Annotated in this window: 10 protein-coding genes; 4 read left to right on the top strand and 6 right to left on the bottom strand. The window is 73.3% G+C overall.

Translation table 11 applies throughout. The annotated features are described in order from the left end of the window. The first annotated feature begins 116 nt into the window (after nucleotides 1-116). From ACI78Z_RS11255 to ACI78Z_RS11265, 3 genes are all read left to right on the top strand, one after another. Nucleotides 117-1,574, top strand: a complete 1,458-nt coding sequence (locus ACI78Z_RS11255) for a hypothetical protein (RefSeq protein WP_457036621.1) — start codon at nucleotides 117-119, stop codon at nucleotides 1,572-1,574. A gap of 150 nt (nucleotides 1,575-1,724) precedes the next feature. Beyond that, nucleotides 1,725-2,243 carry a hypothetical protein gene (locus tag ACI78Z_RS11260; RefSeq protein WP_457036622.1) on the top strand — a complete coding sequence of 173 codons (519 nt, stop codon included), beginning with the start codon at nucleotides 1,725-1,727 and terminating at the stop codon, nucleotides 2,241-2,243. Nucleotides 2,244-2,328: 85 nt separating this feature from the next. After that, entirely contained in the window at nucleotides 2,329-3,132 is an 804-nt protein-coding gene (locus ACI78Z_RS11265; RefSeq protein WP_457036623.1) for a hypothetical protein, read from the top strand. A 24-nt stretch (nucleotides 3,133-3,156) separates the two neighbouring features. Here the strand turns inward: ACI78Z_RS11265 and ACI78Z_RS11270 are convergent, their stop codons facing one another. The 4 genes from ACI78Z_RS11270 to ACI78Z_RS11285 form a co-directional block, all read right to left on the bottom strand. Then, entirely contained in the window at nucleotides 3,157-6,339 is a 3,183-nt protein-coding gene (locus ACI78Z_RS11270) for a CHAT domain-containing protein (protein WP_457036624.1), read from the bottom strand. Then, on the bottom strand, nucleotides 6,329-7,816 hold the full coding sequence (locus ACI78Z_RS11275; protein WP_457036625.1) for a hypothetical protein: 1,488 nt from the start codon (nucleotides 7,814-7,816) through the stop codon (nucleotides 6,329-6,331). The genes ACI78Z_RS11270 and ACI78Z_RS11275 overlap by 11 nt, the downstream gene beginning before the upstream one ends. An 81-nt stretch (nucleotides 7,817-7,897) precedes the next feature. After that, nucleotides 7,898-9,358 carry a hypothetical protein gene (locus tag ACI78Z_RS11280; protein ID WP_457036626.1) on the bottom strand — a complete coding sequence of 487 codons (1,461 nt, stop codon included), beginning with the start codon at nucleotides 9,356-9,358 and terminating at the stop codon, nucleotides 7,898-7,900. Nucleotides 9,359-9,570: 212 nt separating this feature from the next. Further along, nucleotides 9,571-10,080 carry a hypothetical protein gene (locus ACI78Z_RS11285; RefSeq protein WP_457036627.1) on the bottom strand — a complete coding sequence of 170 codons (510 nt, stop codon included), beginning with the start codon at nucleotides 10,078-10,080 and terminating at the stop codon, nucleotides 9,571-9,573. A 1,094-nt stretch (nucleotides 10,081-11,174) separates the two neighbouring features. On the opposite strand from ACI78Z_RS11285, the gene ACI78Z_RS11290 reads away from it, so the two are divergent. After that, complete coding sequence (locus ACI78Z_RS11290) at nucleotides 11,175-11,849, top strand: hypothetical protein (RefSeq protein ID WP_457036628.1); 675 nt, start codon at nucleotides 11,175-11,177, stop codon at nucleotides 11,847-11,849. On the opposite strand, the gene ACI78Z_RS11295 is transcribed toward ACI78Z_RS11290, so the two are convergent. Beyond that, nucleotides 11,786-12,559 carry a sulfite exporter TauE/SafE family protein gene (locus ACI78Z_RS11295; protein WP_457036629.1) on the bottom strand — a complete coding sequence of 258 codons (774 nt, stop codon included), beginning with the start codon at nucleotides 12,557-12,559 and terminating at the stop codon, nucleotides 11,786-11,788. The two genes, ACI78Z_RS11290 and ACI78Z_RS11295, sit on opposite strands and share 64 nt — an antisense overlap. Beyond that, nucleotides 12,556-13,128 (bottom strand): rhodanese-like domain-containing protein, encoded by a 573-nt coding sequence (locus ACI78Z_RS11300; RefSeq protein ID WP_457036630.1) that lies wholly within the window; start codon nucleotides 13,126-13,128, stop codon nucleotides 12,556-12,558. Before ACI78Z_RS11300 ends, ACI78Z_RS11295 begins: the two co-directional genes overlap by 4 nt. Nucleotides 13,129-13,208: the final 80 nt, after the last annotated feature.

Consider the following 13,208-nt stretch of genomic DNA (forward strand, 5'->3'; position numbering starts at 1 on the left):
TGCCGCCCCGGGGGGGGCCCCGGCCCGGGGCCCGGCCCCCGCTTGGCGTCTCGGGGGGAAGTCGCTGTCCAGTCGACCGCGCCGAGCGGCGCGGCGTACAGCCCGAGAGGAACACGATGACGAACGCAGGGGAGTGGATGCGGCGGATCCTGCGCCGCCCGCTCGCGACCGGTCGAGTGAGCCGCGACCTCGCTTGTGGTCTCCGTGACGAGAAGGACAGCTCCGGCGTGCCGGACGGGAGGACGAACGAGGTTGCACGGGCAGGCGTCGCCGTCGCTCGTACCGCGTCCGGAAGGGACCGGGACGAGGCCGGCCGACTGCTCAAGGGGTCGCAGGCCCTCCTCGCGGCGGTCGGCGCGGCCCGGGACGCGGTGCTGGCGCAGGCCTGGCACCTAACGGGTGCCGGGGCTGGTCTCCGCGATGTCCGGCTGGCGGAGCAGCGCGAGCGCCAGAAGGCGGTGCTCGGTCGGCCGATCGACCACGCCCGCTCGCTCCTGGACCCGCGGGTGCTGGCGGCGGTCGAACTGGTCTTCGTCGGCGCCGAGATCGTCTTCTGGTACCAGGTCTTCGGCGAGAACATCGAGCCCACGGACCCGCTGTGGTCGCTCAGCAGGCTGGGCCCGGTCGTACTGGCCATCGCCATCCCGACGCTGGGCCTCCTCGCGGCGCGCACCGCCGGCCCGGCCTGGCAGCGGCTGCTGCGCCACCCGGCCGCCGACCCGGCCGAGCGGCGCTGGCAGCAGGTGGCCGCCATGTTCGGGGCCGCCCTGGTCATCGCCGCCGTCTGGATCGTGATCGAGCTCGTCAGCTGGCGCTACACGCAGGGGCTCAGCCTGGGGGCCCAGCGCCTGCCGTCGACCACGATGGGCTGGTTCTTCGGGGTGCTCGTCCTGGCTGACTTCGCCGCCCGCGCCTTCGCGGTCAGCGAGCAGGACGGGACCAACAGGCGGCGTGACGCCGCGGTCTCCGCTGACGGGGCGCGCGTCACCCGGGTCTCCGAGCGCGTCCGGGCCACCCTCGTCGCCTGGCACCAGGCCTGGCTCGCCCTGCGCAGCGACGTGCTGACGGCCCTCGACACCGTCGACCAGCTGGTGGCGACCGGCGAGGACCTGGTGCTGCAGGCCCGCGCCCGGCGCAGCGACCTTCCCGCCGGGGCGCCGACCGCGCTCGCGCCCGAGGCGTGGGACGCGGGCGCGGAGCTCCACGCCGGGGACGCCGGGCTCCCCCTCACTGCCTACCGCCTTCCGCAGGGAGTGACGCCCGAGCACCTGGACCTCGGGTTCGTGCGCGTCACGCTGCACGCGATCACCGCGGCGATCGACGTGCTGGACCGCCACCGCCCCGCCGACCTGTGGGCCGACGTCCCCCTGCACGAGACGCTCGCCGAGCTCCAGGCGCGGGTGGCGGCGCTGCATGCGCGCGTCGGCGACGAGGGCGTCGGCGAGTCCGCCGAGACGGACGACATCCGCGAGGCCGGGATGGAGGACGACGTCCGCACCGGGACGGAGGACGTCCCCACCGGGACTGGCGGGGACGGCGTCGTCCAGCTGCACCCCAGGACGGCGACCGACTGAGGTGAGCGGGCACCCGGGGAGCCGGGTGCGGGCGGCGGCGGGGTGCTTGCCACGGGCCCCGCCGCCGTCATCCGGCCATGCCGTTGACCGGGGGGAAGTACTTCAGCGGGTGGACGGCCCGAGCAGCGGGCCGCGGCGAGGGAGGCTCCCATGACAGTCACCGCCACCACCACCCGCCACCGGCGTCCCGGCGCGCACCGCGCCACGGGCATCCGCACGCTTCACCTCGTTGACCTGGAGAACCTCCTCGGCCCGGTGCGGCTGGCCAGTGACGTGGCCGCCGCGTGGGCGGCTTACGCCGCGACCCTCCGGCTGGACCGCGACGACCACGTGGTCGTCGGCACCGGCCCGCTGCTGGCCGCGGTCGCCTGGTTCGAGCTCCCGCAGCGGGGGCTGCGCCGGGTGGTTGGCCGCGGCATCAACGGCGCGGACCTCGTGCTGATGCAGGAGGTGCAGGACCTTGACGCGGTGGCCCGGGCCTACCAGCGGCTGGTGATCGCCTCCGGCGACGGGCTGTTCACCGACACGGCGCGCCGCTGCCGCGCCGCCGGCCTGCAGGTGGTTCAGGTCCTGGGCCGCGGCGGCGGGCACCCCAACCTCGCGCGCGAGTGCGACCGGCAGGTCCGCCTCGGGCTTGGGGACCACCCGGGGGAGCCGCTCGCCGCCTGACCGATCGCGGCGCGGAGACGGCCGTGACCCCGCCGGCTCCGCGCCGCCCGACTACTGCTCCGCCGACGCTCGGAGGGCTCTGCCCATGCCCACGCTTCTCAGCCTGGGGCTCCTGCTGGCGCTCCTCCTCGGCGGCCTGGCGCTGATCGTGTCAGGCGCACGCCCCGCGATCGGCGAGGGGCGGGCCGGTGCGCACCGGCCGCGGGCCCTGCGCCGGTACCGCGCACCGCGGCCCACCGGCGCCACGCCCACGGGGCTGCTAGTCCTGGCGCTCGGCGGCCTGGCGACCGCCAGCCTGACGGAGGACGCCCGGGCGGTCGCGGTTCTCGGCCTACTCGCTGGCGCGGGGGCCCTCGCCGGTTCCCGACTGGGCGATCTGGTCCTCGGCGGGCTCGGTGCGGCGGCAGCGGTCGTGACCGCCGCGGGCTTACTCCGCGGCGGTTGCGCGACCGGCGTCCCAGCCCCCCTGCGCGCAGCCGCCCTCGCGGCCGTCGTCCTCGCCTTCGTGGCCGCCTTCGCCGTCGGCAACCACCTGCCCGGCAACCGCCGGTCAACATCGCTGGCCGCCGGTGGCCTGGGCCTGTTTGCCGTGGTGGACGTGGTGGCCTTCCTCGTCAGCCCGCTCGGCGTCTCGGTCGTGGACAGCGGGCCGGCGGCGACCGGGGTCTCGGTCGTGGTCGCCGGGATCTTCGGCGTGGCGGCCGGCTTCGCGCCCGCGCTCGTGCCAGCCCTGCTCGGGGCGGGGGTCGCACTCGCCGGCGCTTCGGCTGGCCCCCTGCTGGCCGGTGCGTGCTCCCCCACCTCCCTCGCGCAGCTAGGCGTCGCCGTGCTGTTCACGGCGGTCGCCTGGCCAGTTGCCGCCCTGGGGCGCCGCCTGGCCCGCGCCTAGCTGTCCTGCCAGGAGGCCGGCCGGCTACCCAGACAGGCCGTAGCAGAGGAGGTACGCCCAGCGCTCCATCTCCGGGAGCCGGTGCCGGCGGTCGGCGGCGATCCAGCTGCGCTGCGCCTGCCGCAGCGCGGCGGCCGCGCCCATGCCGGCGGCAGTCGCCGCGTAGAAGAGCGCCATGATCTGCGCCGTCGCCTCGTCCTCGATGTAGTGGAGCGAGCCGACGATGCTGACCGCGCCGCGGAGCTGAAAGGCCAGGGGGAAGCCGCCCAGCTCGCCGCCAGCGTCGGCGCGGATGTCGGTATTGCAGGACGCGCCGACGACGAGCTGGGGCAGGTACCACTCCAGCACGTGCACGGAGGTCAGAACCTCCCCGCTGGGCAGCTGCTTCGCCTGCGTCCAGCCGTCAGCGCCGCGCGACCCGTGTACCGCGAGGGCGAGTACGCCCGGCGCGCCGAGGGCGCGTGGATCGCCCAGGAGGGCGGCCAGCTCGCGGATCGAGGACGCCGGCCGCGTCCCCGGGTGGTGCAGTTGCAGCGCCTCCCACTCCTGCCTCGCGAAGGGCAGACGGGCGGTGTCGTAGACGCCGACCTCGAGCGCCTCGATCGTCGGCGTGACACCGGGGCGGGACAGGTTCTCGGCGGCCTGGAGCGACTGCACGACCGCGAGCGAGGCGACGTCGAGCAGCAGCCGGTCGCCCACCTGCAGCGCCGCGAACGGGACGGTCAGCAGCCCGGTGGGGATGACCGTCAGCGGTAAGGGGTGGTCAACGTCCGCTGCCGCGAGGACGTCCAATAGCGGGCGGGGAAGGAGCACCTCCGGCAGCCGCGCCAGCCGGGCGAAGAACCTGTCGGGGTGGTCATCGATCCCCAACCCCGGCAGCCAGCGTGGCGCCGGCACCACGTCCACGTGCTCCAGCAGTTCGGTGTCCGGGGCGGGCCGCCATGACATCCGGCGGAGCACCAGCGGCTCCTCGCCGCTGTGGAACAGGATCAAGGAGAGCACGGCACCCGCGCGGTCCGGGTACAGCCGCTGAGCCGTCGCGGTGGTCGTGTGCAGCAGCACGGTGCGCGGGTCGAACATCGACCGGGCGAGCGGGCCCAGCACGCTGCCCACGACGTCCAGCGTCTTGTCCAGCTGGGCAGCCACGTTGGCGGCCCGGCGGTGGGGAGAGATCCCGGGCCCATCCGAACCCTGGCCGTCGTCACCGGGGCCCTTCGCGTTGCTCGAGGCGCCGCTCTCGCCCTCGAGGTCCTCGGAGGTCGCCCGCAGCGACGCTCTGAGCTGCCGTGCCAGTACGGCGACTTGCTCGGGAGCCAGGGGGTTGTCGGCGATGGCGTACAGCACGGCGCCCACCAGGTCACGGCGCATCACCTCAGCCGTCTGGTCGACGCTGTCCAGCGCCCCCTGCCGAACGGCCAGCTGCAGCGTGTCGGCGAGCCACTGCTCGTACAGGCGGTCGAGGACCTGCCGCTGCACGGGGGTCCCGGAGGCGGTGAAGCGCTGCGCGATCGCGGGGAGGGAACGGAGGCGAAGGGTGAGCTCGGCGCCCTCGGAGACCTCCGGCGAGGGGTCCCCGGCCTCCCTCCGCTGCCGGATCGCCACTCCCTGGATCAGGAAGGCCTCGAGCACCTCTGTCGCGTTCAGCAGCACCGGCGGCCCATCGGCGCGATCAACCGTCAACCCGCTGATCGCTGTCGCCGCTGCATCGCCAGCGCGCTGCCACGCGAGCCGGGCCGCGAGCCGGTCCCCGCCATCCGCGAGTACACCACCGTGATGCAGGTGCCAGTTGGCGATCCCGACGCTCAGGTGCGCCGCCTCGACGGCTGGCGCGCCGGCGAGCAGCTCGTTCAGGCGGTCAAGCACTTCGCCATCACCAGGCGCCCCGTATGCCACCGCCTTGATCGCGCTGCGCCGCTGGCCAGCCGCGCGCCGCCAGGCGCGGCTGTACGCCACCATGCGCCGTCCCACCGTGAGGGGGTCGCCAGCGACACCCTCGAGCGCGTCGAGCTCGAGCCGCCGGAAGCCCACGGCCGTCCGGCCGTTCAGCGCGATGTCCGACCAGGCCTCCGCGGCGACGTCGAGGTAGCCCCGGGCTTCCTCCCGGACGGTCGCGTCCTGCCGCGCTCGCCCGGAGTCGATGAGGCAGCGAGCGCTGTCGTAGGCATCATTCCCGACGCCCGTGAGGGCGCTGCGATGCCCGCGATCCTTCAGATCCGGCAGGACGGTGAGCAGGCCGGCCGGTGAGGGGTCGACAGGTACGTCCAGCAGCGGCTCAAGACGGGTGACGATGCGCTCCCGGCGCAGCCTGATGCTGCCGTCCCAGTCGTCGAAGAACAGGGCCGACTGGGCTGCGCTGAGCAGGAACCGGACGCGCGCGTCTGCCTGACCGCTGCGACGGGCTACTTCCTCCTGCTCGTCGAGAAGCGGCAGGGCCGTGGCGACGTCGCCGAGGCTGCGGGCGAGCTCCGCGCGCTGGCCCAGGGCATTGCAGAGCACGAAGGGGCGTTGCGGCAGTAGCCGCGCCTTCTCGATCTGCCGGTCACGCTGCGCGATTGCCGCGGGAAAGTCCCGCAACATGCGGGACGAGATGGCCGACCACCCCAGGCCCTTCACGAGCAGGTAGGTGCGGACTTCCTGGTGGTCCGGGAGCCAGTCCGCGTGTCCAGTGGCTTCAGCGAGCGCAGGGAGCGGGCCATCGCCGGGTAGTGGAGCCTCCTCCAGCAGCCCGATCCCCTCGTCGGCCGCTGCTCTGCCGAGCGCGTGCTCGTGCGTGTTGCGTCTCATGTCCGCGAGCCGGATCAGCGCCCAGGCATGGGTGTCGGGGCCGAGACCGGCTCCGACACTGACGGCGTCCTTGAGGCGCTGCAGGACGACGGGGAGCTCGTCGGGCTCGCCGGGTTCCGGCTCCCTGTAGTGCTTGACGCTCTGGCTGAGCCCGAGGAAGAGCCACATGCGCTGGGTGGCGTCCCCGGCGGGGTTGCCGTAGCTCATGAGGGCCGTAGCGGCCGCCCGGGTGATCGCTCGGTTCGGTCGCCCTCCCGGTAGCCCTGGGATGGTGCGGCCGCTCGGGGTTTCCAGGATTGGGTCGGTCAGGAAGGCGATGCGCGCGAGCATGCGGGGAGTAGCGACCGGGTCGGCGCGCTCCAGTGTTGCGTCCAGGAACCGCTCCCACGCCGCGGTACCAGAACCGAGATCCTCAACCGGCACGACGAGTCACCTCAACGCGCAAGGTCGGGACAGCAGACTGACCCATGCGGGGTAGCGCGCCGCCGCCCTCGAAGCTCGCATCACTGCGGTCGTCGAGCTGGAGCGGGATGCGCACCTCCCAGGTCGCGGTGCTCGCCACCACGGTGATGGCTGTGACAGCCGGGTCAAGCACGGCGGGAAGGACCAGCTCGGCGCGCAGGCGCGGAGGGGTGTCCTTCACCTGTAGATGAAGGCTGGGCAGGCGGTCGTTCTCCCTGTGGGGCCGCCCGACGAGGTCGGTGAAGGCGCGGTCGTCCAGCACGAAGGTGTCCTGCTCCGCTGCCTGATCACGCGACGGCATGGCCCTGAAGGCACGCGCTAGAGCGGAATCCTCGCGAAGTTTCACCGCCCACGACGACAGAACTTCCTCGACGGATTGCACCCAACTCGTAACCGTCGAGGCTGACTCGGTCAACTCCGCCAGGGCCCGGTCGCACTCGTCAACCCGGGATTCCAGGCCCTCTCTCGCGTAGATCGCTCGAGCAGCGAGCAGAGCCTCCCGGGCTTGATCCACATCACCAGATCTTGCTTGCGCCCGGGCAAGGTCAAACCCGGTGGGACGGAAGCGGAGCTCGTCCTCGATGCTGCCGGACAGGCCATGCACGGCCGCGATCTCGGCCAGGGTCAGCGCTTCGGTCTCGGACTGCCGGCGTAGAGCGGCTTGGAGCGTCTTGAAGCGTCTGTCAGTCGCGGAGCCCCGGCCTTCGGCGATGTAGTCCACTGCCCGCCCGTCGAGCAGCCGGGCCGCGGCCTGGGCACCTGACCCGCGCGCCGCCTCGGCGAGCCGGTGCGCGGCCCATGCCTGGACCAGAGCGCCATCACCCTCGAGGGAGTCCTTAGAAGGAGCCGCCCAGCCGCTCGCCACCGAGTTCACCAGGGCGGTGAGGTCCGGCCGGGCTGGCTGGCCCACGTCGGGATCTTGCGCTCTCGGGACTAGGGCGTCGCCGTCGATGCCGGGCTGCAAGCGCAGGGCGAGGTCGATGGCCTCCATGACGATCGGAGCGGCTTGAGCTGGCAGCCGGCCAGTGGCCCGGCGCTGAACCCAGTCCGACAGCCTGTCCTCGGCGAGCTCCAGCCACAGGGCGGCCATCTCTAGCTGGCCGACCGTTGTCCAGGCGAGGGCGAGATCGATGCACAGATCGTGTGGAGACAGCCGATCGGCGCTCATCGTGCGCAGGGCCTCGAGGATGGCGACCCGGGCCCAGCCATCGTCTAGGCGTGGCGGCCGAAAGGCGTCCTCGTCCGGCTCCGAGGAGCCGGACAGCACGCCAGCCAGGCTGGAGCTCCATGCCTGACCGAAGGCGACCTGCAGCCCCCGCAACTCCCCCGCCGGAGTCTCCCAGCCGACGACGGTCCACGGATCGAACGCGTCGACCCACAGCCGGGACCCTTCAGGAAGCGGTAGCGTGACAACGCCCCCGGGCGGCAACGTCGGCACGTTCCAACGCCACCACGCGGGGCTGCTGTTCGAGTCGTGCGCCGTACCTGCTTTCCGGGTGTTCATCGTGCGCTCACCGGCTCACTCGTCTCGTTCCCACTCCCCAGGGGCGTTTCCCCCCTCTGCCGAGGGGGCGTTTCCCCCCTCCGGCTCACGCCTGCAGGCGCCGTCGTCCCGGACCGACACGTAGAGGTCCCTGAGCAGCCTCCCCACGTCCCTCGCCAAGCCGTCGACGTCGTCGCCCCTGCCCACCTCGGGCTGGGCGCCCACCCACATCCGCACCCTCTTGTGCTGCTGGGTCCGTCTGCGGTCCACAACGTCGATGCCGACGTGCGGGACCTCGTCAGCCTCGACCAGGACGCTCTTCAAGACCTCCGGCTCACCGACCAGCTTCTTTACGAGAAGCCACGCCGGAGTCGAGTCCGCTCGCGCGCCCAACGCCGCGTGCAGGCGGCGAGCGAGGCGCTCAGACCTGGCCTCGTTCCGCTCCGTCTGGCGGACCGTTGCTGGCGACTGATGGTCGTCCGGGATGCCCTCGATGACGGTGGGGTCCATGCCGGGACGGCGGGGGCCCCTGAAGTGGTCCCGGCGGCAGTCGTCCAGGAGCCGTCGCCAGGCGCCCGTCAGCACAGTCCCGTCGACGGCTGCCGCCATCAGCTTGTCCACGGCAGCGTTGACGATGTCGTCGGCCGCCACGTCATCGACACCCTGCCCTCTCAGCACATCGGGGCCCTTCCGGACCAGGTCCAGGTACTCGCCTGCGGCCGGGCCGGTCCACGAAGGGCTGGCGACAGCCTGACCCGGGGGTGCGTGCGCAACTGAGGTGGTGACCGCCGGCCCATCCCCGCCGAGCACCATCTCCAGCTCCCGCACGAGGTCGAGGATCGGGTCGCCGCCCTTGTCCCCGAGGGCGATGGGAACGGCCTTGCGACGCAGGAACTCCAGCCGGTGAGCCAGCGCCACGCGAGCCGGCGACTCGAGATCTGCAGCGGCCAGCAGAGCCGCGGCCTCCTCGCGGGTCCCGCACGAGGTCAGTAGCGCCTTCGTCACATCTGACTGGGCGGAGCCTCCACGCGCGAAGTTGTCCTTGAGGTACTGCCTCCAGAACGTGCCGGCGCGGTCCTCCGGCGGCCACTCCCGCATGATCCCCAGCATCCGGTCGTACGCCTGCTTGCGCGCACGAGCGTTGAGGACGAGCAGCGGGTACGCCCACCGCACGGCGAGCCGCAGTAGCCCGTCCAGTGTCTCGCGGCTCTCGGCAACGGACTGGGTGACGTTGGCCGAGCTGCTCCGCGCGAGATCGGCCACAGCAGCTCCGAACTCTCGCTCGACCCACGGCAGGCGCGAGAGTCCGCCGAGCAGCGCCTTGAGTCCAGGCTCCGGCTTGTCACCGCAGTAGAGGCCTCGCGCTCTGAGCGCGTAAACGACGTACTTGACGACCTCGTCGCGGGTTGCCGTCGCCGCTGGACGCCTGTTCCAGTCCGCCCAGGCGAGCAGGTCGACTTCGAGAACGCGCGGATCGTCGTCCTGCTCAGCGCTCACCCTCACGCCCCCGCATGCGCGTCGAACCGTCAGGAGTACCGCGGTTTCTACCAGTAGCGGCGCGCCCTGTCTCAGTCAGGGTTGCGCGGCGGCACAACGGCGGGCCGCCCGGCCATGTGCTTGTCACTGTGCGGCCGCGTCCGAGGGCGACGTAGCGCAGCGAGAGCAGTTGACGGCGATCGCGGCGTCTACCGCGCCTCCGCTACGGCGGCTCAGGCGGCGAGTCGCCTCAGACGGCTCAGTAGCCACGCCGGGGTCAACTGCTGAACGGCCGCTTCATCGAGTAGGGGCCGCCAGCCCACTACTACGGCGACCAGGAGCGGCACGAAGACGCCCTGCGCACGCAGCCGGTTGATGGGCGTCAGGGGGAGCCGGTCGACGGTCTCGGCGAAGTCCTTGATGGCTGTGGCGAGCGGTCGAAGGACGACGGCGGCGGGGTCGATGGTGTAACCGCTCGGCTGGTACACCTCGGTGGCGTCGCGGGCGTCCGGCTTGTCGGACAGGAGGACCACAGGTTGACGGCTATGAGCGGTCGACCGGAGTGCGGCAACAACGACTTGCGGGGCAACGAGCCGACCGGTGCGGTAGTGCCGATCATGCGTACAGCCGGAGGGCCAGGCAGCGTTCGGCTGGCAGGACGGCTGAGGGTCACCACAGTAGTCCGCGAGCGCGTGGATGAAGCCGTAGCGCAATCGAGCCTCGGTCAGCTCGACAGCGGACACGTGGGACTCGTGGATCGGAGTCCAGTGCGGCTTCAGCTCCGCGAGCCGGGTGGACCGGCACTTCGGTGCGCCACACCCGAGGTCGAAGTCAGCAACGGTCGGGATGACCCGGACGTCGCGCGGGGCGCCGCAGCTGCACGTAGAGCCGACGGCAAAGAGGGCATCCACTAGGGCTCCGCGGTCCGCGCCGGGAAGCGCATGCAGTTGCTGGATGGCGCGCTGCAGGAGTGGCTCCGGGACTCTCCAACGGCCAGTCGAAGCCACTGCGGCGGCACGCACAGGGCTGGGCACGGTACGACACTATGGGTTCCCGCCGTCCCGCCGTCCCTGGACACACCACTGTCGGTCCGGCCAGTCCTCCAGCCGATGCAGGGCGAGGTGCAGCAGACCAGCCCAGTCGGTGAGCCGCAGCCCAGGTCCTCCCATGAGACGGGCGGCCTGCTCGAGCACCGCCACGGCGGTGCGCAGCCGCTTAGCGCTGATCCATCGGTCCTCCCCGTCCGGCTTCAGGCCGCAGGCAGCGCGTGGCATTTCCCAGCGCGCTCGCCCTTGCCGGCCTGGATCGCATCCCGGTGCGCGGTGGGTCGCCACCCGTGCGCGGCGATCGCGACGCTGCACTGTCCGAGGCGGTCCGTAGCCTCCAGACCATGATCACGAAGGCTCCAGGCAGCCTGCGCGGCGAGGGGCGGCAGCCTGAATCCCAGGCGGTGGACCACAGCGCCGATCGTGCTGGGGAATCGCCCAGCCCCGCACCGTCAACTCCCCCCTTGCCCACCACGGACTGGGAATCCCCCAGTCCCTCCAAAAGGCCGGGACCCAGTCCCGCGCCGCGGACGGCAGGCCACACCGGCGACCGTCCGCAGCCGGCGGAGACCGGCCAGCATCCGCGGGGCGAGATCCGGTCCCGGGATCGACTGACACCGCCGGATCTCCCGGCACCAGTCCGTCCATGCCCGCTGGACTGGACACCGCTCACCGCACCGCCGCCCGCGTCGCCGCCATCCGCGCGCCGCACCCGGGCACCGACGCGCTCCGCCCGAAGGCTAGGCCGCGGGGCCGACGGTGGTGCCGCCGCCGAGGTCCTGGCCCCGGTCGTGCACATCTCCGATCGCACCCCCCGGCCGCCACGCGACGGCGCCGTCCGGCACGCGTACGCGCCGCGCATCGACGGGCAGAACCGGGTCAACCTCGGCAAGGCGCTGGGCGCACTGGGCTGGACGCGGCAGACCCTGCTCGTGGCCGCCCGGGAGAACGGGCACGTCGTCATCCGCGCCGCCGCCGACAGCCCGCTGCTGACCCGAGTGCCGGTCGACGCCGACCGCCGCCTGACCCTGCCGCCGGCCGTGCTCGTCACCCTGGACGTCCGTCCCGGCGACCAGGTGCTGGCTGGCGTCGTCGTCGACGCCGGCGAGCTGCACCTGTTCCCGGTCGCCGATCCGCTGCAGCTGCTCACCGGTGCGCTTCCCTCGGAGGTCGAGGCGGGGGGCGTGCCGGAGTCCGCGCCGGCGCCGCGCGCGGCGGGCGGCAGCCGTGTCCGAGGACGGTGGATGGCCGAGGCGGTTGCGGTCGCGTTCACCACGCGAACGAGGACCGAGTTGGCGGCTGAGGGCCGCCTCAGAGCCAGCAGCCGGCACGCGGGGTGCGCCTCCTGCCGGCGGACCTCGGCTCCGCTGCGGACCGCATCGCGGTGTCGCCGGCCGACGGGCTACCCGAGCAGGCCGGCGCCGATCTGGGCGAGGATGAGGGCCGCGACGGCGAACACCAGGTAGGCGAACCACCGGCGTAGCCGGGCGGTGTCGACCCGGGTGGCGACGCGACCGGCGGCCAGTCCGGCGAGCACCGCGGCTGCGGTGAACGCGACGGTGACCGGCACGTCCAGAGGGGCTTCACCGGCGTGCGCGGCGAAGCCGGCTGCGGAGTTGGCCGCGATGATGACCAGCGACGTGCCGATCGCGGTGGTCATCGGCAGGCCCAGGACGACGACCAGCACCGGGATGATCAGGAACCCGCCGCCCACGCCGAGCAGGCCGGTGAGGAAGCCGACGACCAGCCCGCCGGCCAGGGTGCGCGGCAGGCAGCGGCGCCAGTTGACCCGGCCGCTCTCGACCGCGCAGGCCACGCCCGTGGTGAGCTTCTCGGCCAGCATCCGCACCCCGGTGCCGATCATGAGGGCGGCGAACAGGCCGAGGACGACGTCGTCGGGAAGTAGCCGGTTGACCGCGGCGCCGGCGAAGGCGGTGGCCGCGCCGGCCGCGGCGAACAGGGCCGCGATCCGCCAGGCGATCTGGCCGGCGCGAAGGCGGGGCAGCAGCGCGACCAGCGAGGTGATGCCGACGACCAGCAGCGAGGTGGCGACGGCCTGGGGCAGCTCTTGGCCGGCGGCGTAGACCAGGGCGGGGACGGCGAGGATGGAGCCGCCGCCGCCGAGCAGGCCGACGAGCGCGCCGATGACCAGCCCGGCGGGGACGGCGACGATCACGACCGCAGCGCTTCCCGCGCGTCGTCGACGGTGACCGGGCGGCTGCCGCGGTTGTACGGCAGTCGGGCCAGCGCCGCGCCCATCGCGCAGGTGTCGGTGAGCGCGGCGGTGGCCAGGCCGGCGCCGACCCCGCCGGCGAGGAAGCGGGCGCGGGGGAAGCGCAGGCTGGCCAGGATGCTGGCGGCGACCAGGGCGCCGGCGACCAGGCGGACCTGGCGCTCCAGCGCCCAGCGGGTGCGGCCGCGGCGGACCGGCTGCCCGGCGGCGGTGTGCGCGGCGACGCCGCCGTCGAGGACGGCCAGCCGCTGCGCGCCGGCCGCGGCCAGCGCTGCGTGCGCGGTGCGGGCCCGGCCGCCGGCCTGGCAGACCAGCACGACCGGGCCGGCCAGCTCACCGGCCAGGTCGGTGGCGTGTTGCTGGACCAGTGGCAGCGGGATGTTGATCGAGCCGGGGATGTGCGCGGTCTCGTACTCGGCCGGGGTGCGCACGTCGATCAGGGTGGGTGCGGTGCCGGCAGACCGGGCGGCCAGCTCGGCGGGGGTGATCAGGTCGGCGGTGCGGGAGCTCACGGGGTGCGGTGTCCTCTGGGTCTGTTGCTGAGGTGGTGCGGGCAGGCGGGGCCGGGGCTACCGGAGCGGGGCGCCCGGTG

This window comes from Geodermatophilus sp. SYSU D01176 (genome assembly GCF_054050015.1).

Coding starts and splice junctions, on each gene's coding strand:
- ACI78Z_RS11260 (WP_457036622.1), top strand. CDS start 1,725: ATGACAGTCACCGCCACCACCACCCGCCACCGGCGTCCCGGCGCGCAC.
- ACI78Z_RS11255 (WP_457036621.1), top strand. CDS start 117: ATGACGAACGCAGGGGAGTGGATGCGGCGGATCCTGCGCCGCCCGCTC.
- ACI78Z_RS11265 (WP_457036623.1), top strand. CDS start 2,329: ATGCCCACGCTTCTCAGCCTGGGGCTCCTGCTGGCGCTCCTCCTCGGC.